General features: G+C 52.9%; 16 protein-coding genes. 11 read left to right on the top strand and 5 right to left on the bottom strand.

Annotation, left to right across the window (positions count from 1 at the left end):
* The first annotated feature begins 10 nt into the window (after positions 1-10).
* From ACZ5D1_RS05410 to ACZ5D1_RS05395, 4 genes are all read left to right on the top strand, one after another.
* A complete protein-coding gene (locus ACZ5D1_RS05410) occupies positions 11-859 on the top strand; it encodes a sulfide/dihydroorotate dehydrogenase-like FAD/NAD-binding protein (protein WP_464556162.1) in 849 nt (282 codons plus the stop codon).
* Positions 846-2,276: an NADPH-dependent glutamate synthase gene (gene gltA, locus ACZ5D1_RS05405; RefSeq protein ID WP_464556161.1), complete on the top strand. Its 1,431-nt coding sequence runs from the start codon at positions 846-848 to the stop codon at positions 2,274-2,276. The genes ACZ5D1_RS05410 and gltA overlap by 14 nt, the downstream gene beginning before the upstream one ends.
* Positions 2,277-2,736: 460 nt before the next feature.
* Positions 2,737-3,150: a nucleoside diphosphate kinase regulator gene (gene rnk / locus ACZ5D1_RS05400; protein WP_027182016.1), complete on the top strand. Its 414-nt coding sequence runs from the start codon at positions 2,737-2,739 to the stop codon at positions 3,148-3,150.
* Between the two features lie 74 nt (positions 3,151-3,224).
* Positions 3,225-4,283 carry a lipid II:glycine glycyltransferase FemX gene (locus ACZ5D1_RS05395; RefSeq protein WP_464556159.1) on the top strand — a complete coding sequence of 353 codons (1,059 nt, stop codon included), beginning with the start codon at positions 3,225-3,227 and terminating at the stop codon, positions 4,281-4,283.
* Between the two features lie 221 nt (positions 4,284-4,504).
* Here ACZ5D1_RS05395 and ACZ5D1_RS05390 read toward each other — a convergent pair whose 3' ends face one another.
* The 3 genes from ACZ5D1_RS05390 to ACZ5D1_RS05380 form a co-directional block, all read right to left on the bottom strand.
* Complete coding sequence (locus tag ACZ5D1_RS05390) at positions 4,505-5,266, bottom strand: class I SAM-dependent methyltransferase (RefSeq protein WP_464556158.1); 762 nt, start codon at positions 5,264-5,266, stop codon at positions 4,505-4,507.
* 167 nt (positions 5,267-5,433) lie between these two features.
* Complete coding sequence (locus tag ACZ5D1_RS05385; protein WP_011367248.1) at positions 5,434-6,234, bottom strand: sulfite exporter TauE/SafE family protein; 801 nt, start codon at positions 6,232-6,234, stop codon at positions 5,434-5,436.
* Positions 6,235-6,414: 180 nt separating this feature from the next.
* On the bottom strand, positions 6,415-7,110 hold the full coding sequence (locus tag ACZ5D1_RS05380) for a FadR/GntR family transcriptional regulator (RefSeq protein ID WP_464556156.1): 696 nt from the start codon (positions 7,108-7,110) through the stop codon (positions 6,415-6,417).
* Positions 7,111-7,729: 619 nt separating this feature from the next.
* On the opposite strand from ACZ5D1_RS05380, the gene ACZ5D1_RS05375 reads away from it, so the two are divergent.
* The 3 genes from ACZ5D1_RS05375 (at position 7,730) to ACZ5D1_RS05365 (ending at position 11,684) form a co-directional block, all read left to right on the top strand.
* Positions 7,730-9,757 (top strand): acyltransferase family protein, encoded by a 2,028-nt coding sequence (locus ACZ5D1_RS05375; RefSeq protein ID WP_464556154.1) that lies wholly within the window; start codon positions 7,730-7,732, stop codon positions 9,755-9,757.
* Positions 9,758-10,064: 307 nt separating this feature from the next.
* A complete protein-coding gene (locus ACZ5D1_RS05370; protein WP_464556153.1) occupies positions 10,065-10,724 on the top strand; it encodes a hypothetical protein in 660 nt (219 codons plus the stop codon).
* 219 nt (positions 10,725-10,943) lie between these two features.
* The gene (locus tag ACZ5D1_RS05365) at positions 10,944-11,684 is read left to right on the top strand and encodes a hypothetical protein (protein WP_464556151.1); all 741 of its coding nucleotides are present in this window, start codon (positions 10,944-10,946) and stop codon (positions 11,682-11,684) included.
* A gap of 661 nt (positions 11,685-12,345) precedes the next feature.
* Here the strand turns inward: ACZ5D1_RS05365 and ACZ5D1_RS05360 are convergent.
* Positions 12,346-12,894: a hypothetical protein gene (locus ACZ5D1_RS05360; RefSeq protein ID WP_027182080.1), complete on the bottom strand. Its 549-nt coding sequence runs from the start codon at positions 12,892-12,894 to the stop codon at positions 12,346-12,348.
* 134 nt (positions 12,895-13,028) lie between these two features.
* On the bottom strand, positions 13,029-13,514 hold the full coding sequence (locus ACZ5D1_RS05355; RefSeq protein ID WP_081701833.1) for a helix-turn-helix domain-containing protein: 486 nt from the start codon (positions 13,512-13,514) through the stop codon (positions 13,029-13,031).
* 269 nt (positions 13,515-13,783) lie between these two features.
* On the opposite strand from ACZ5D1_RS05355, the gene ACZ5D1_RS05350 reads away from it, so the two are divergent.
* From ACZ5D1_RS05350 to ACZ5D1_RS05335, 4 genes are read left to right on the top strand one after another with little or no spacing between them, the layout of a single operon-like run.
* Positions 13,784-14,233: a hypothetical protein gene (locus ACZ5D1_RS05350; RefSeq protein ID WP_011369068.1), complete on the top strand. Its 450-nt coding sequence runs from the start codon at positions 13,784-13,786 to the stop codon at positions 14,231-14,233.
* Positions 14,233-14,484, top strand: coding sequence for a hypothetical protein (locus ACZ5D1_RS05345; protein WP_011367240.1), 252 nt, complete (start codon positions 14,233-14,235; stop codon positions 14,482-14,484). Before ACZ5D1_RS05350 ends, ACZ5D1_RS05345 begins: the two co-directional genes overlap by 1 nt.
* On the top strand, positions 14,481-14,675 hold the full coding sequence (locus ACZ5D1_RS05340) for a hypothetical protein (protein ID WP_464556148.1): 195 nt from the start codon (positions 14,481-14,483) through the stop codon (positions 14,673-14,675). The genes ACZ5D1_RS05345 and ACZ5D1_RS05340 overlap by 4 nt, the downstream gene beginning before the upstream one ends.
* The gene (locus tag ACZ5D1_RS05335; protein ID WP_464556146.1) at positions 14,630-16,813 is read left to right on the top strand and encodes a Mu transposase C-terminal domain-containing protein; all 2,184 of its coding nucleotides are present in this window, start codon (positions 14,630-14,632) and stop codon (positions 16,811-16,813) included. Before ACZ5D1_RS05340 ends, ACZ5D1_RS05335 begins: the two co-directional genes overlap by 46 nt.
* Positions 16,814-16,822: the final 9 nt, after the last annotated feature.

The following is a 16,822-nucleotide window of genomic DNA, read 5'->3' as shown; positions in this document are numbered from 1 at the left end:
GGAAAAAGCCATGAGCAACATGATACTGAAAAAAGAGCAGCTCATTCCCGGCCAGACCAGCAAACTGGTCATAGACGCGCCGCATATTGCCGCCAAAGCGGAACCGGGCAGCTTTATCATACTGCGCGTCTGTAAACACGGAGAGCGCATACCCCTGACCATAGCAGACACCGACCGCGAAAAAGGCACCATCACCATCGTGTATCTGGTGCTGGGCAAAAGCACTGCCCTGCTGGAAGAACTGAATGAAGGCGACAGCATTCTTGACCTGTGCGGGCCGCTGGGGCGGCCCACACACATCTCTTCCGGAGGCACCGTGATCTGCGTGGGCGGCGGCACCGGTATTGCCGCCATGCATCACATAGCAAAAGGCCATCACAACGCGGGCAACCATGTGGTGGCCATCATCGGGGCGCGCAACAAGGAACTGCTGCTGTTTGAAAACGAACTCAAAGCCTTTGCGCCGGAGGTGCTCGTCTCGACGGATGACGGCAGCTACGGGCACAAAGGGCTGGTCACCGACCTGCTGCGCCGCCGGTTAGAGCAGGACAATAACGTGATAGAGGTGGTGGCCGTGGGCCCCGTTCCCATGATGGAAGCCGTGGCGGCAACCACCAGACCCTTCGGCGTAAAGACTACCGTCAGCCTGAACTCCATAATGGTGGACGGCATAGGCATGTGCGGCGCGTGCAGGGTGACCGTCGGCAACGAAACCCGCTTTGCCTGCGTGGACGGGCCGGAATTTGACGGCCATCAGGTGGACTTTGCCGAACTGCGGCAACGCCTGAACGCTTTCCGTCCGCTTGAGCGCGAATCCTATGACCATCACTGCAGGTGCAAATGCCATGAAAGCAAGTAAAAAGCCCGTCAGACCCAGAGTACCCATGCCCGTGCAGCCGCCCGAAGAGCGGATACGCAATTTTGACGAAGTAGCAACGGGTTACACGCTGGAAATGGCCGCAGAAGAAGCCGCGCGCTGTCTGCAGTGCAAAAAACCAAAATGTGTCAAAGGCTGTCCTGTGGAAGTGCCCATTCCGCAATTTATCGCGCATCTGGCGGCGGGCGACATAGACGCGGCCTACCGCACCCTGAAAAGCACCAACAGTCTGCCGGCAGTCTGCGGACGGGTGTGCCCGCAGGAGGTGCAATGCGAAGGCGAATGCATCCTGGCAGCCAAAGGGCAGCCGGTGGCCATAGGCCGTCTGGAACGGTTTGTGGCAGACGAATACATGCACCGCGATGCCTGCGGGCTTATTTCCGGCAAGCCGGAATGCCCGCTGATTGATCCGCACAAAAAGGTTGCCTGCATCGGCAGCGGACCGGCCAGCCTGACAGCTGCCGGATATCTGGCGGCCAGAGGCTGCAAGGTGACCGTGTTTGAGGCTCTGCACGAACTGGGCGGGGTGCTGGTCTACGGTATTCCGGAATTCCGACTGCCCAAAGAAAAAATAGTAGCCAAAGAAGTGAATGCCCTGCGCGAACTGGAAGTGGACTTTGTCCGTAACCGTGTGGGTGGCAAGACATTCTCCATAGGCGAACTGTTCGCACAGGGGTACAGGGCGGTCTTCATCGGCGTAGGAGCCGGTCTTCCCAGATTTCTGGGTATTCCCGGTGAAAATCTCAACGGGGTTTTTTCCGCCAATGAATACCTCACACGGGTCAATCTGGGACGGGCATACAGCTTTCCCGACTATGACACACCCATCATCCGCGGACGCCGTGTTACCGTTTTCGGGGGCGGCAACGTAGCCATGGACGCGGCCCGTACAGCTCTGCGGCTGGGTGCGGATTCTGTGCACATCGTCTACAGGCGCACCGTGGCCGAAATGCCCGCCCGCCATGAAGAAGTGGAACACGCCATGGAAGAAGGCGTGAAAATGCAGGAGCTGTGCGCTCCCATTGCGTTTGTGCCCGATGCGGAGGGCTGCCTGAGTGGTGTACGCCTGCAGCAGATGCAGCTGGGAGAGCCTGATCAGTCCGGCAGGCGGCGTCCGGTGCCGGTGGAGGGAAGCGAACTGCTTCTGCCCACGGATCTGGCCGTCATTGCGGTGGGAACCCGCTCCAATCCGGTACTGCTGGAGGCCGAACCGGAGCTTGACCTGAACAGATGGGGCTACATCAGCATAAACAGCGACACAGGCGAAACCAGCATACCCGACGTGTTTGCCGGCGGCGACATAGTCACCGGCGCAGCCACCGTGATACTGGCCATGGGCGCAGGACGCACAGCCGCCAAGGAAATTGCCCGCAGGCTCGGTTGTCAGCCCGACGACTAGCCCTCACGCCCCTGCCCGCTGCCGCCACGTCCAGCCCGGCGGCAGCGGGTCCGGTGCGGGGCAGACGGCAGCACCGGCGGCTCCCTCTGGCACCGGCAGATGTACTCTGCATTCTGAGCGGTGGCGGGTCTTTCTTGCAGCTTCTGTCACGTACAGGCTTGCCACCTTGCCCTTTTACGGTTAGTATAAAAGCAATTTATCCGGCCACGCCTGTGTGCGTGGCCCTTTTTTCAATAAACAGACCGTGTAATCACCCATGACCGGCAACATGACGCACACCACCATGCATATTTCTCCCACCATTGCTGTACCGCGGCTCTTCCGCCGCACGGGTACCTGATTACACACGTCCTTCTTATCGTACATCCGAAAGGGGGCGTTTCGTACGCCCCCTTTTTTATTGTCTGCCCGTCAGGGTGCAGGCAGTGCAAAATCATATATTCAAACACCGGAGTCACACATGAACAATGCCCCCGCCATCACAATTACCGCGCAGGATGCAGAACGTCTGGAATCGCTGCTGGACAGCCTTTCCCCTGATGCCTTTCCCCAGCTTGAAGTGCTGGAAAGAGAACTGGAACGGGCAATCATCGTCGAGCCGGAAAAAATTCCGCCTACTGTGGTAACCATGAACTCTGTGGTCAGATTCAAATTGCGCCCTTCGGGGGCGGTGCATCGTCTTAAACTGGTGTACCCGCGGCACTCCGCCGCCGAAGGAGAAACGGTATCCATCCTTGCCCCCGTGGGCAGCGCGCTGCTGGGATTGGCCGAAGGCGACGAGATCACGTGGCCCAACGCCAGCGGCGGCACACTGCAACTGGTGGTCGACCATATTGAATACCAGCCCGAACGATCAGGAAATTTTGAATTATAACCGGCACGTCAGGCCGCCCTCCGTATAACCGGACGGGCGGCCGTTTACGGCGGCGCATCATAAAAGGACCCGTAATGGTACAACTTCTGCCTAAAGAAACCGAAGAACTGCAACCGACAGACATCCTGTTCCAGACCCCGTACTGGGCGCAGGTCAAATCTTCTCTCGGACTTACTCCACAAGCATATGACGTTTTTTCATCCGGCCCGTGGGGCGACGTGCTGGTTTTGCTGAAAACAGTGGGAGACCACAAGGTCGCGCTGGTGCCTCAGGGGCCGGAAGTTGCTCCGCAGGCTGATGACTACGGCACCTTTCTGGAAAACCTCTCCCTTTCGCTTTCTGAATGCCTGCCCCCCGATCTGGCTTTCATACGCTATGACCTGCCATGGAAGTCGCTGTATGCCGACGAAATGCAGGAACAGGGCTGGAACGCCTTTCCGGAGCCGCGGTTGCGGGAAATGCGCATGAACATAGGCACACAGCACTGGAATTTCCGTAAATCATTTGAGGATATGACAGTTGCCAGCTCGCTTGTGGTGGATATAAACCGCAGCGAGGATGCCATTATGGCAGGCATGAAGCCCAAAACACGCTACAATATCCGGCTGGCACAGCGCAAAGGGGTTACCGTGCAGCAGGGGTCACTGGAAAACCTGCGCGATTTTCACAACCTTTATTGCCAGACAGCACAGCGTAACGGATTCAGCAGTTGCGATCTTGAACACTTTTCAGCCATGTTCCGGTGCCGCCTGTCCGCCCCCGGCCATTCCGAGCTGCTGTTCCTCATCGCCCGGCACGGAGCGGACATCCTTGCGGGCGCCATTATCGGTATTTCCGGCACCGCCGCCAACTTTCTGTACGGTGCGTCGGCCAACATCAAACGCAATCTGATGGCCTCAAGCCTGATGCACTGGGAAGGCATACGCCGTTCACGAGGCCTTGGCTGCGCTACTTACGAAATGGGCGCGGTACCACCCGGCCACGATCCGGCGCACCCTTTTCATGGCCTTTACAGGTTCAAGACCGGATTCGGCGGCACCATTGAACTGCGCAGCGGTACATGGGACTACCCTGTCAATGAAAACGCCTACCGCAACATATGCAACGCGGAAAGCCTGTACAGAGAGCACTGATCAGACACAGGAGCGGACATACGGCGGGTCTGCGCGCGGACATGCCCCGGCAATCCCCTGTGCCCGCACGACAAAGCCGCACCTGACGGTCAGGTGCGGCTTTTATATAATCGGAAAACTGCCGGTACAACCCGGCCACCGCGGCAGGCTGCATGCACAACAGTGTCTGCCGCCGCTGTATTCAATAGTTTTTAAAAAAACCATCGGGGCTCATTCAGCTTCTATACCAAAGCCTCAAAAGTAATCACGTTTCCTGAAGCAGCGTCGCCGGACTCCCGCAGAAAAGGGGTTCCGTAGTCAAGCGTGACGGATATATTCTTGAACCCCGCCTGAATCAACAAACTTTGAAACTCGAAAACACCCCAGAAGCGGAGCATGAAAACGTCCATCTCGGAAGATACCAGCTGCCCTGATCTCCAGTGCTCATATTTCAACAGAGAAACCGTGGTCTGATGCAGGTAGCTTGTCCGCACTCTCGACTCTGTCAAAGTCAGTATCTCATCACCGAGATTCCACATCCGCGTTTCAGGCCCCGGGTCTACCATGCAGGCCAGTGAATCCGTATCAATGATCACTTTGCCGGACGATGACAGGCACCCCTTCAGACGCTTGAGGAACATCAGGCATTCATCCGGCGAGGTAATTAACTGAATGGACCCCGCGGGTATCACGGCGGCAGAAAACTTCTCACTATAGCAAAAATCATCAAAGCGTTGCATGCTGACATTATCAGCCAGATTTCTGATTGAAATCTCCTGCTTGCAAATATCCAGCATATGAGAAGAGGCATCGAACCCGTAGACTGTGTGGCCGGCTTCAAGCAACGGAATCAGAAACCGTCCATTACCGACAGCAGGCTCAAGGACAGGCCCGCAAACACCTTCAAGACGCTCAAGGTAAAACTCGACATCGCCGAACGAGCGGCCCACGGGCTTGTCTGCGTGATACACCATGGCGGCCAGTGCGCCGTATTTATTCTGCACAACAATACTCCTGCTGTTCAGGCAGACAATGTCCGGCACTTGCCCGCCAGAAGCTCTTCTTACAACTATACGATTTGATGATCAGATTTCCCCGTTCCGCCGGAAAGACCGCAGGAGGCACTGACCTGCCGGAGTGAGCGGAGAGTTTCAGCCCATCACCAGACGGCCTAAAAAAAAGCACTCCACAACATGCGCGAACCTACAATAAAAAGAAGTCCGGCAAATATCCTTCTGAGCTTGTCCACAGGCAATGAGTGCGCCAGCTTTGCCCCCAAAGGGGCTGTCAGCACACTCATGCAGATAATACCAAGAAAAGCAGGAAGATAAACATACCCGAGATGAGGACCGGGAATGCCGGCTACATTCCAGCCCGTAAAAACATACCCCGCAGTACCTGTAAGAGCTATGGGCATGCCTATGGCCGCAGCCGTGGCAATGGCAGTATGCATGGTCTGGTTGCACCATGACAGAAAAGGCACGGTCAGCGTGCCCCCGCCGATACCGGCAAGAGCTGAAAAAACACCAATGCCCCCGCCCGCTGCAAAAACGCCCGCAGCGCCGGGCAGTTCGCGGGAACTGGCAGGCTTGAGGTTAAGAAGCATCTGCGCGGCCACATAATAAAGGAAAAACCCGAAAAACGCCTTGAGAAAAACCGTAGATAACAGGGATGCCACCCAGGCCCCGAGGTAGGTGCCGCACACAATGCCCGGAGCAAGACGCCAGAATGCATTGTAATTTATGGTGCCTCTTTTGTGGTGAGCGCGCATGCTGGAAAGAGACGTAAAAATCATCGTCGCCATGGACGTGCCCAATGCTATATGCTGCAGATGCTGTTCCGGAAAGTTCTGTAGCTCGAAAGCGATATTAAGCATGGGAACTATAACAAGTCCGCCGCCGATGCCAAGCAGCCCTGCAAGAATACCGGCAACGGCACCCAGCGTTATATAAATCAGATACGTTGTTATCATTTCTTCACCTACTTTGCTGTCACTGCAATGTTCCGTGTTCTGTTATCAGAAAGCAGCAGGAGACAAAGCGCCGCTGGCTGCCTTATACCTGCACGCATGCTCTGCACACAGATATGCACACAACATGCTGACACCACATTCATAAAATTTCTGCAATCTGTCCCGCCAACCTGCAACAAACTAGCGGCATGCAGAACATATCCGCCGGGCTACATCTGTCAGGTGGTTGTGCATGGCTCTTTCAGCTTTCCGTGAATCCCCCGCCCTGACTGCAGCCACAATTTCTCTATGAGCCTTCAGCGATGCCTGCTGGCGCTCAAAAGACTGCACACCGTCTTCACGACTCTTGGCAAACCCTTCGTACAAAGCCGCTGCCATCTCAAGAAGCACCGGGTTAGCGGCAGCTTCCGCCAGAATCTGGTGAAACAGGACGTCAGCGGATCCACTGTAGTCCTTGCTGCCGATTGCAATCTCCTGTTCGGCAAGAACAGCCTCCAGCCGGGCTGCTACAGCGGCACCGCCATTACGGGCTGCCAGAGCTGCTATCTCCGGTTCCAGCAACAGACGCACGGCAATGACATCCTGCAGGGAATACCCGCCGTTCAACACCGTCTGCACCAGAGTCCTGCCACTGTTTTCTGCACAACGTTCACGCACATATGTGCCCGACCCCTGCCTGCTCAGCAGCCTTCCGGATTCTGCAAGCAGCTTGATCCCCTCGCGTACCGACGCACGCGAGACATTGAACAGCCCTGCCAGCTTCCTTTCCGCAGGCAGTCTTTCTCCCGGCAGCATCTGCCCATCATCAATCATCCGCCGTATCTTTTCTGCCACTTCCGCGGCAACAGATGTGCGCGGCGCACTTTCAGCCACCATCTGATACACCTCCAAATTGGTCTGACCACTTTATAAATACACCGATGCATCTAAGCTGTCAATTCAGGAGGCGGCATTGAAAGCTGCAGAAAGACAAAAAAGAGATTGCTGCCCAGACAAACGAAGCCACAAAAGCGGAGGGAAAGAAGAAGCCGCAAGACCTAGCCCAAGGCGGTGCCACCGGCCGGTTCTTGCAATTAGAAAAAGAAATACAGCGCCTTCAATGCAAATAAGGTACGACATGCGAAATGGCTCAAGAGAAGAAAAGGCAGCTGCGGACCGTGCTGCAGACATGCCCGGAAAAGGTGGCCATCAGAGGTGCCGGAAAAATATGCCCTGCCCTCCGGATACCTGCAAACAGGCTGTTTTTCCGGTTGGTACCCGATCCGCGTATTGCCCGTTGCTGCAAGCAGCAGGCACCCGGTTCATAAAAACTGATGCGGCCTAACGGCTACGCCAAAGACGTTCTCTTGTCCTCCCGCCGCCACACAGCACCTGACCGGCAGACAAGTTTGCGGCAGACCGCCTGTGCCAAAGAAAAAACATTGCGAAATGACGCGGCACACGGATAAAAAGAAGCAAGCTGAAAATAAACACCCTCAGCAAGCGAGACACGTCGTTGCATAATGGCAAACGGATTATTCCCGAGATTCAGTTTTTACGGGCAATAGCAGTGCTTGCAGTGCTGTTGTTCCACATGTTCCCGGGTATTGTGAAAGGGGGATATGTAGGGGTCGATGTTTTCTTTATCCTGTCGGGATTTTTAATGACACGGACATTATATTCCGACATTGAGACGGGAGGAACTGTTAACGTCGGCAGATTTTACTTCAAGCGTGCAAAGCGCATCCTGCCAGCAGCCTTATCAGTTCTTGCAGCAACAGGCGTTGCGTCATATTACCTGCTCCCGTTTACTCTGTGGGATGCGGTACGTGGCGAGCTTGTCTCCAGCGCTCTATGGTTCCAGAACTGGGAACTTATTGCGAAGTCACTGGACTATCTGGCAAGCGAAGAAGCACATTCACCAGTGATGCACTACTGGTCCCTTTCCGTAGAAGAGCAGTTTTATATTATCTACCCGCTGTTCTTCTGGATATTGGTAAGATCATACCGTCACAAAATTCAAGCCAAAGAAATTACGTTGGCTCTTTCCATTATGTGCTTCGGCTCATTCCTCTACTCTATATATTATTCTTATACATCTCCTGTAGCAGCGTATTTCAACACTTTTACACGCATCTGGGAGTTACTCCTCGGTGGGCTTGCTTTTTTTATCAGCCGAAGATTTTTCTTTGCGAGAACAACCGCCCGACTGATGGTCATACTGGGAGGACTGGGCGTAGCGTCTTCGATTTTTTTATTTTCCGCAAAAACCGTTTTTCCGGGATGGCTTGCGCTTATTCCAACAGTTTCATCCGTATTAATCCTGCTGGGCGGTGCAAACTGCGCCGGTTTTTTACACGCACTGCTTTCCAACAGACCCGCTTTAGCAGTAGGAGACCTGTCCTATGCCATCTACCTCTGGCACTGGCCACTGATCATTTTCTACCGCCAACACATATCAGAATCTTTTTCTGTGATTCACGGGCTTCTGTTCTGCTCTGTTGTATTTGCCTTATCCTACGCTACAAAAGTCTTAATCGAAGACCCGTTCCGCAGGTTGTCTTTCGCTCGGCATTCAACAAGGTTTGCCCGGTCTTTTGCTGTTCTGCTCATTATTTTTACAGTTTCTGCGTACACAGCAAAAAGCCACCGCAATACAACAACTGAAACCAGCCAGATATCTGCAACAGGGGCTTTAGAATCAGTTAACTTTGCAGGATACAAACCTCACGACAATTTTATTCCGCCCCTTTCAACTGCCAAAAAAACAAGACCCAAAGTATACTCTGACAATGTCCATCTGGGATTCTCAGACATTGCCCCTCATGTCGGCAGCTACGGCGATACCAAATCTAACGACACAGTATTTCTGATAGGTGATTCGCATGCTGCCCAATGGCTGCCTGCATTGGATTTTCTGGGAAAAAAACATCATGTCAAAATACTTGTTACAACAAAGAGCGCCTGCCTCTTCGACACCAATAACCCCGTAACGCATCAGGGAAGGGAATACACAGAATGTTTTGAATGGTCTAAAAAAGTATACGACATGATAATATCAACCAGGCCCAAAGGAGTCATCTTCTCTTCTTCACTTTTCTACTATGCCGATACACTGAAAGACGACTTCGCCGGCTCGGATACAGAATGGCGGAACCAGTCAGCAAAGCTTTTTTCGGCATCAATCCGCAGCACATTCCAGACTATTGAAAGGGCAGGGATTCAGACACTGATCATTGCGGACACCCCGCGCACAAAGGTCAACAGCATCGACTGTCTGGCCAGAACGAACGACCCTGCGCAGTGTTCATTTCCAAAGTATTACAACTATCACAGCGAATATGACTTTTTATATTCTGCATCAAACGCTGATGACAACATCAGTTATGTAGATTTCAGAGACCAGATTTGCCCATCGGACGATTGCCAACCAGTTTTGGGAAATATCCTGATATTCAGAGACACGCATCATTTGACAGTTGAGTATGCAGAAAGCTTATCGCCATTTCTTGAAAATGATTTTCTGCGACTGGCAGGAAGATGATGCCTCACCAAACAACAAGCAGCAACCGCCATCGCATCATATCAAATCATATACTGTACTATTTTGCAGACACTGACTTAGGGAGGTTTACACAACCTCCGGCTTTTTCGTTTCGTTCCGCCTTGTTCAGCGGGCTTCTGTAAAAAACCTTCTCTCAGCCTTTCCAGCCAGAAGCACAAAGAGATAGACACCCCGAAAAAACATCTGTACACAATAACGAAATCCATTATCATAATGTGGGTTTCATTGTGATGCCATAATGTCTCGATCATAAGTGCACCACTCATCCCACATTAATGAGGCTGGAATGACTTCCAAGACACGCTTACTTCTCCTACTTGCAGTATGTTCTGCTTTCATCGTCGGCATAATTGCCTTTAGTAGTGACGAAAACACCGAGGCCCTCAAAGCACCGCAGCAAGCATTTCCGGCTGGCTACAAAGAACAACTGGACAAAAAAATCGACGCAGACCCCGACAACAGCAGCCTACTGACAGAACGAGTAATGTACCACACTGCAATGCGGGACTTGGACAGCTCTCTTGAAGACTTGCAGAAAATTGCAACCCTTGGCGATAAAGGCGACCCAGACGGAGCAGCACGAATAAGTCTGTGCATGCACATGGAAGTGGCAGAGTACCCCATAGAAGAAGTGAAACGCTGCTACGAAGAAAGCTTGAAAACAATTAGCCGCCTGAGAAAACAAAAAGGCAGGGTAAGTATAACAGACATGAAGTTCTCCGACAGCCTTGACGAGTGGTTTATCAACGCATTGCTTCTTACTGGGTCACCCGATGCCAACAAAGCGCGCGCCAGTTTTTTTGCTGATGCTGAAGCAACAGCCAAAACTGAATTTGATAAGCGCTACGTTGAAGCAACTAAGAAAAACTTCCCGACCATGCCCTTTGACCGCGAAAAATATCTGAATCCGCTGAGAGAAAACTACGGTCTTCCCTTAAAACCTTAAGACAGATCCCCTGAAGCAGAAACGGCCTGCATCAAAAATCAAGAGACGGCAATCAGGTGCTGCCAAAAACGCTAACGCTGGATGATATTACTCCGGCGTTTTTCATGCGCACCTGTCAAATAGCTGGCAGCGTATCATTATTCGGCAATGAGGCATCTCCTTCCAACAGCTTCAACCTGACATGCCACGTTCCTGTTGTTCCAGGCTGATGAGGATCACATGAAAAAAAAAGCTGTTTTTCTACTCCTAGCAATATCTCACATCGCCGTTGCAATCTACGCGCATAACTTCGCGTATAAAACCTACGTGCTGCATCAAGTAAAAGATAAAATTCAATTGCACATGAAGCAGGCCATCCGAACTAGGCAAACAGTCCACACGCCTGAATACAAAGCGCTGATAGATGAAGGACTTGCTGTCGCACCTGATGACGTAGACCTGTTAGTGGCTCGTAGTTATTATTACTTCGAGATAAAAGACTTTGACAGTTCGATACACGACCTGCAGACCATTGTTACCCTGGGCGACAAAGCAGATCCGGAAGGCGGTAGGCATCTCCTCCAGTGCATGATCATGGAGGTAGTAAGCTATCCTGCAAACGAAGTAAAAAACTGCTATGTACAAAGCGTAAAAGCGATGAGCAGGCTAAGAGCGCAAAAAGGGAAAATCGGCATTACCAGACTGGAATATAAAGATATGCTGGACGTTAACTTTGTAACGGCCCTTTTTTACATAGGTGCCCCCACAGCACACGCAGCAAGGATCAAACTTCTGACTGGTCCGGAAACAACGGGTATGACGGAAAACGAAAAGTTACTACTCGAACTCATAAGAGACGAGTTACTGGGGCTGCCGTTTGACCGCAATCGCCTTCTGGATTCTCTCAGGCTAACCTATGGCCTGCCGCTGAAAAACCAAAGTAACGAGCCACTGGCAATGCCAGAAGAATCATCGCAGTAACCCGCAGCCGATTCCTGCAAATTTGCATTGCAAAAACTTGCAATGGGTACCACCGCACAAAAAAAGGGCCGGAGAACACTCCGGCCCTTTCCGCATTTTGCGTAAAGTCCCTGCTGCTGCAACCTTTCCAAGCAGCACCCCCCCGATTCATCACCACGCACACCATACCCGCCGCCGTCCGCAAAAAAACACGCTCCCCCTCAAAAAAAATCACTCCTCCGCACCAAACCTTCGCGCTTTTTCTATCGCTTTTGTGCAATCAAAATGGCTTTGCAAACGCCCGCAAAACAGCGCCCACCAAGCCTTTGCGCGGGGGATGACGTTTTGCACTCTGTGCAAGTTTTTGCAAGATTTTGCCAATCACCAGCACAGGGTAGCAAAATCAGATGCAGGGTAACCAATTGAAATAGCAGAAAACAGACTGTTTTTTATTTTTGCAGAGCAGCGCGGAAAACCATTTATAGGGGGACATCCGGAATGAGAAACGGCGTTAAACCTAAATTTGGCAGGACGATCATAGGACCAACATAGGCCAAGACTAGGACTGGTGCGGGGTTACGCTTAGACGGAGCGTGGCCGCCTGGGCAAAACAAAGGGTGAAATCCAAAATGAGAAAAATCTCTGGATTGCACCCTTTTTGTACTTTCGAAATGAGAAAAATCTATTCGCTGGCTCGGCCTAACCGCCAGTGCGAAATCACATGCTGTCCAACATTGAGATACACCGTTATATCAGCCTCACGGAAGTAATAGGCTTTGATGATTGCTGGATTATACCTTGTCACCTTCACTTCCTCAAAGCTCCCTAATTCTTGCGACAATGTGTCGAGCCCCATTTGTGAGCCCGCGGTTATATTCATCATTCCCCATTGCTGCTTTGCATTACCGGGAGCAAACGTTTTTTCAGAGGCCGCACTAGGTGTCGCCTCTGCAGAAACTACACTTGCAGGCGGCGCTACCGCTTCACCACGTTCTTTTCTTGCTTCTGCGGCTTCTTTTTGCAATTGGGCGAGATACTCCTGTCCCTCATCATGGCTGCTATCAGCAAACAGTTTCGCCCCGGCAGCTGACGCAATAAAGAGTGACAGGTAAAGAACTAAAACGTCCCTACGACTGCGGCGCCCCCACCAAATAACGAGTTGAGGACGTATCATGCCGATTAGAAAGGCAAAAAATGCGATATGCCCAACTATTGAAAGCAGTGTAACCATTGCCCCTCCCGTCGTGAAATGTTCTCAACTATCAAAAGGTTGCTACAATCGTTACAGGCCAGTATAATATTTACAAAAACCTGCGTCCCTATTTCACTTGAACAGAAATAGGATTTTCCCCCCGCCTTTTCCATTTAAGCGCTTCTGCGGTTGGCTTCAGCGGGTTCCGGCGCGGCCCGAGCCAACTGAAGGCGCAACTCAGCGTTATCCTGAGTCAGTCGCAGTACAGTAGCACTTGCCTCTTCAAGCCTATCCCTTTCTTTCAGCAGCGCTTGAACCAGCGCATCATTTTTCTCCCTTTCCTTGCGCTGGTCTTGGCGCAAGTCATCAAGCTCCTTTTCCAGTTTTGCACAACGCTGACATGGTCCGGCTCCTGTGTCGGGTGAAGGCTGTTGAACCAGCTTTGCGTTTTGTTCTCTGTATTTGCAGCCCTCACCAGTCAATAGCCAGTCAAATGAGATGTTAAAGACTTTTGCGATAGAGACTATCACTTCCGCGTTAGGGGTACGCTCATCCCTCTCGTAACCGCCAAGGGTGTTCTGGGCGATACCGAGGGTGGCAGCGAACTCTTTTTGAGGCATCCTACCTCGTATCTGCTTTATTCTATTACCAACGCTCATGGTGTTAAAGTTCCAAAATCAAAGTTTAACGGTTACTTTAACACGCCCACCACATCTCATCTTACTGCAGTAATTACATTTTTTTGCGGAATCGCAAAAAGCAAACTTTAACGCAAAAACGCGTTGACTATGACGCAAAATTGCGGTTAAAAGACAGTCGTGGGCGGTTGTAAAAAACACACACAATTTCAACAACACTTTACAGCCGCACGTCGAACCAGGTCAACGCCTCATTTCGGACGGCAACGACCACGACCTCGGACGGTAAGATGAAGGCTGAGCAACTCTCCCTGTTCCATAGCTCGAATGATGAGAAGGCTGCTGCCCTGCTTGCCGGGGTGCTGCCGCAGGTACGCGCCGCCATGCATCGTGTGGCTGGTGCGCAGCGGGTTCTTTCGCGAGAGATGATTGCCGACAGGATGTCTGAAATTTCCCGATTCGCAGGTGTCCGGCTGAGCGCCGGGAACGCCAAGAGCGTCACGAGCGCCACGCTTGAAAAGTGGCTGAACCCTGCGGATCGGGAACATCCTCCCACCCTTTTGGCCGTTCTTACCTTCTGCATGGTCACCAACGATCCGGCCCCATTGCGGCCCGTGTTGGCGGCAATGGGGCTGGAGTTGATGACTCCTGAAGACAAGACAATGAGAGATTACGGACGGGCCTGTGTTGAAGAGCGTGAAGCCCGGAAGCGTAAGAAGCAATTGGAGGCAGGTATTTAATGAACGTCAACGCTCACGCCGGACGCGCCGCAGGGCGGTACCGCGATCCTTGGGAAATCAGGAAGTTTCTCAGCTTGCGTGGCACCAACATGCTGCGGATTGCCAAGGAGCTCGGGAAGTATCCACAGCAGGTACAGGAAACAGTGCGTGGCACTCGTAATGATCGTGAAGTGCTGGCGAAATTGCGAGATATGGGGTGTCCCGAAAAGTACCTCAGCTTGCCTGAGGATATGAAGCAGGAGAATGCATGATGGATTTTGAAACTGTATCAGACGCAACATCAATAGGCTTCTGCCTGGCGAACGGCGCGATGCTGTTTTACTATTTATTTAAGACTGTTAGCGTGGAGAGCGAAGCGGCTCAGCTCACCTTCCCCCGCGACATTCGCAATGCAGGTTGGATGATAAAGCAAGTTTTTCTGCGGCTGCAGGCAAGGGAGTAACAGAGGGCATCATGGCCAAGGCGAAAGACGCATATACGGCGAAGGAACTTGCCATCGCCCTCAACGTCACCGTCATGACGATAACTCGTCGCGCCGAACGCGAGGGCTGGCAATCCCGCCCTCGTGCCGGGCGCGGTGGCGGCAACGAGTGGATCATATCATCCATGCCGGAGGCCACGCGTACCAAGCTGCTTGCAGCCTGCGCACAAGATCAGCTGGATGCTTTAGACCGCGCTCCCAAACTGACTCTTGCAACCGCCGCCGTCAGTGAATCAAAGAAGTCCAAAGCGCTGGCCCGCGCCGATCTGGTTGCCCTATATACAGACTGGCTCGACAAATCGCCGCATGGAGCAAAATCCGCCGCACGCGATAAGTTCATTCTCGCTTATGTGGGCGGTGCATGGCCCGCTCTGCTGAAAGTCCTCGGCGACAAGGTAAGCTGGAAAAGCATTGAGCGCTGGAAGGTTCAAATACAACGAGAGGGGTCGGCCGCCGCATTGGTAGACCGGCGCGGCGGTGCAAATGCAGAACGTATGGCCATGACGGAATCCCACGCGGAGTTGTTACTTTCGGCCGTCCTGCGCCCTAACCACCCTTCCATCTCAGGAGCAATACGCATGGCGTCCGCGGCAATGAAAGCTCGGGGGTTAGAGGTCCCCGCAGAGCGCACCATGCGCCGTTTTCTCGACCAGTGGAAAGCTACAAACTTCGGTACATGGGTGTACACCCGCGAGGGCAAAAAAGCCTGGAACGACAAAGCCGCGTTTTTCATCGACCGGGACTACAGCCTTATTGAAGTTGGCGACATCCTCGTTGCAGACGGCCACGTGTTGAACTTTGAGACGTTGAACCCATGGACGGGCAAGCCCCAGCGCATGGAACTTGTTCTCTGGTATGACATGGCCTCCAACTGCCCAGTAGGCTGGGAGATTATGCCTACGGAAAATACGCAGGCTATCGCCTCCGCCTTTCGTCGTGCGGTGCTCACCCTCGGCAAATACCCCCTCATCGCTTATCTGGATAACGGGCGGGCCTTTCGTTCCAAATACTTCAACGGGGTAGATTTCCGCCAGACCGGCATTGCGGGGCTGTTTCAAGAGCTTAACGTTCACACCATTTTTGCATGGCCCTACCACGGGCAGTCAAAGACCGTGGAGCGATTCTTCGGGACCCTGCACGATCTGGAACAATGGGTGCCTTCGTATGTTGGCCGCGATATTGAATCCAAGCCCCCGCGCCTTAACCGAGGCGAGCTATTGCACCGCAAGGTGTGGGACGCATCCGGTTGCCGGGCATTGACCATGGAAGAGACACACGTTGCCGTGGCCAGGTGGGTGGACCAATACATTAACCGACCCCAGCGTGGCCATCTGAACGGCAGATGCCCTGCAGAAGTTTTTATGGCCGGGCGCGGCTCCGGCGTGGACGAAGCAAAACTGCGTCATCTAATGATGGCCAAAGAAGTCCGCAAACTTTCTCGCGAAGGCATCCGCATCTTTGGGGAACGGTATTACGCGCCGGAACTCTACAGCCGCACACATGCTGTGCAGGTACGTTACGATATCGGCGATCTTTCTTCCCTGCTGGTCTACAGCGAAGACGGGAAGCACTTCGTCTGCGAAGCTCACAAGGTACGGGGTATTCATCCCGCCGCCGACCTGCTGGGTACAGAACAGCATAGCGCAGATTTGCGCGAAGCCCTCAGCCTGAAAAAACTGCAGGAGCGTGAAGCCTCATCGGTAGCCCGGGGGGTACTTGAGGCCGCGCTGACAGACCAGCGCAACCGCATGCGTGCACTGCAGGAAGAGCAGGTCGAACCCAAAGCCGTTTCCACGGGCACATTGCCCCAATCCAAGATTACCAGCATTGAGGCTGCCAAACGGCAGGCGCAAACCAAGCGGGAATCAGCTCCAACCTATATTCCGCCAGCACAAAAACCCGACATCGTGAACGAACTGGACAAGTATGAATACCTTTTCAACGTATCCGTCCGAGATGGTCTCACCCTCCGTGAGTCTGATCAGGAATGGATGGAGTCCATTGAACGCACTGAAGATTTTCAAAGAGACGCCGCTCATCGCTATGAACGGCTTCGCAAGTATTACGCCCGCAACAGGGCCAACCCGGCAACCGCATAAGGAGCAGGC

Source organism: Oleidesulfovibrio vietnamensis, assembly GCF_055388115.1.
Note: the sequence above shows the minus strand (reverse complement) of the source record. Positions and strands in the feature narration are given on the sequence as shown.

What these genes read in the sequence shown, in the direction of transcription:
- ACZ5D1_RS05410 (WP_464556162.1), top strand. Translation starts at nt 11, where the DNA reads ATGAGCAACATGATACTGAAAAAAGAGCAGCTCATTCCCGGCCAGACC.
- gltA (WP_464556161.1), top strand. Translation starts at nt 846, where the DNA reads ATGAAAGCAAGTAAAAAGCCCGTCAGACCCAGAGTACCCATGCCCGTG.
- rnk (WP_027182016.1), top strand. Translation starts at nt 2,737, where the DNA reads ATGAACAATGCCCCCGCCATCACAATTACCGCGCAGGATGCAGAACGT.
- ACZ5D1_RS05395 (WP_464556159.1), top strand. Translation starts at nt 3,225, where the DNA reads ATGGTACAACTTCTGCCTAAAGAAACCGAAGAACTGCAACCGACAGAC.
- ACZ5D1_RS05385 (WP_011367248.1), bottom strand. Translation starts at nt 6,234, where the DNA reads ATGATAACAACGTATCTGATTTATATAACGCTGGGTGCCGTTGCCGGT.
- ACZ5D1_RS05380 (WP_464556156.1), bottom strand. Translation starts at nt 7,110, where the DNA reads ATGGTGGCTGAAAGTGCGCCGCGCACATCTGTTGCCGCGGAAGTGGCA.
- ACZ5D1_RS05370 (WP_464556153.1), top strand. Translation starts at nt 10,065, where the DNA reads ATGACTTCCAAGACACGCTTACTTCTCCTACTTGCAGTATGTTCTGCT.
- ACZ5D1_RS05365 (WP_464556151.1), top strand. Translation starts at nt 10,944, where the DNA reads ATGAAAAAAAAAGCTGTTTTTCTACTCCTAGCAATATCTCACATCGCC.
- ACZ5D1_RS05360 (WP_027182080.1), bottom strand. Translation starts at nt 12,894, where the DNA reads ATGGTTACACTGCTTTCAATAGTTGGGCATATCGCATTTTTTGCCTTT.
- ACZ5D1_RS05355 (WP_081701833.1), bottom strand. Translation starts at nt 13,514, where the DNA reads ATGAGCGTTGGTAATAGAATAAAGCAGATACGAGGTAGGATGCCTCAA.
- ACZ5D1_RS05350 (WP_011369068.1), top strand. Translation starts at nt 13,784, where the DNA reads ATGAAGGCTGAGCAACTCTCCCTGTTCCATAGCTCGAATGATGAGAAG.
- ACZ5D1_RS05345 (WP_011367240.1), top strand. Translation starts at nt 14,233, where the DNA reads ATGAACGTCAACGCTCACGCCGGACGCGCCGCAGGGCGGTACCGCGAT.
- ACZ5D1_RS05340 (WP_464556148.1), top strand. Translation starts at nt 14,481, where the DNA reads ATGATGGATTTTGAAACTGTATCAGACGCAACATCAATAGGCTTCTGC.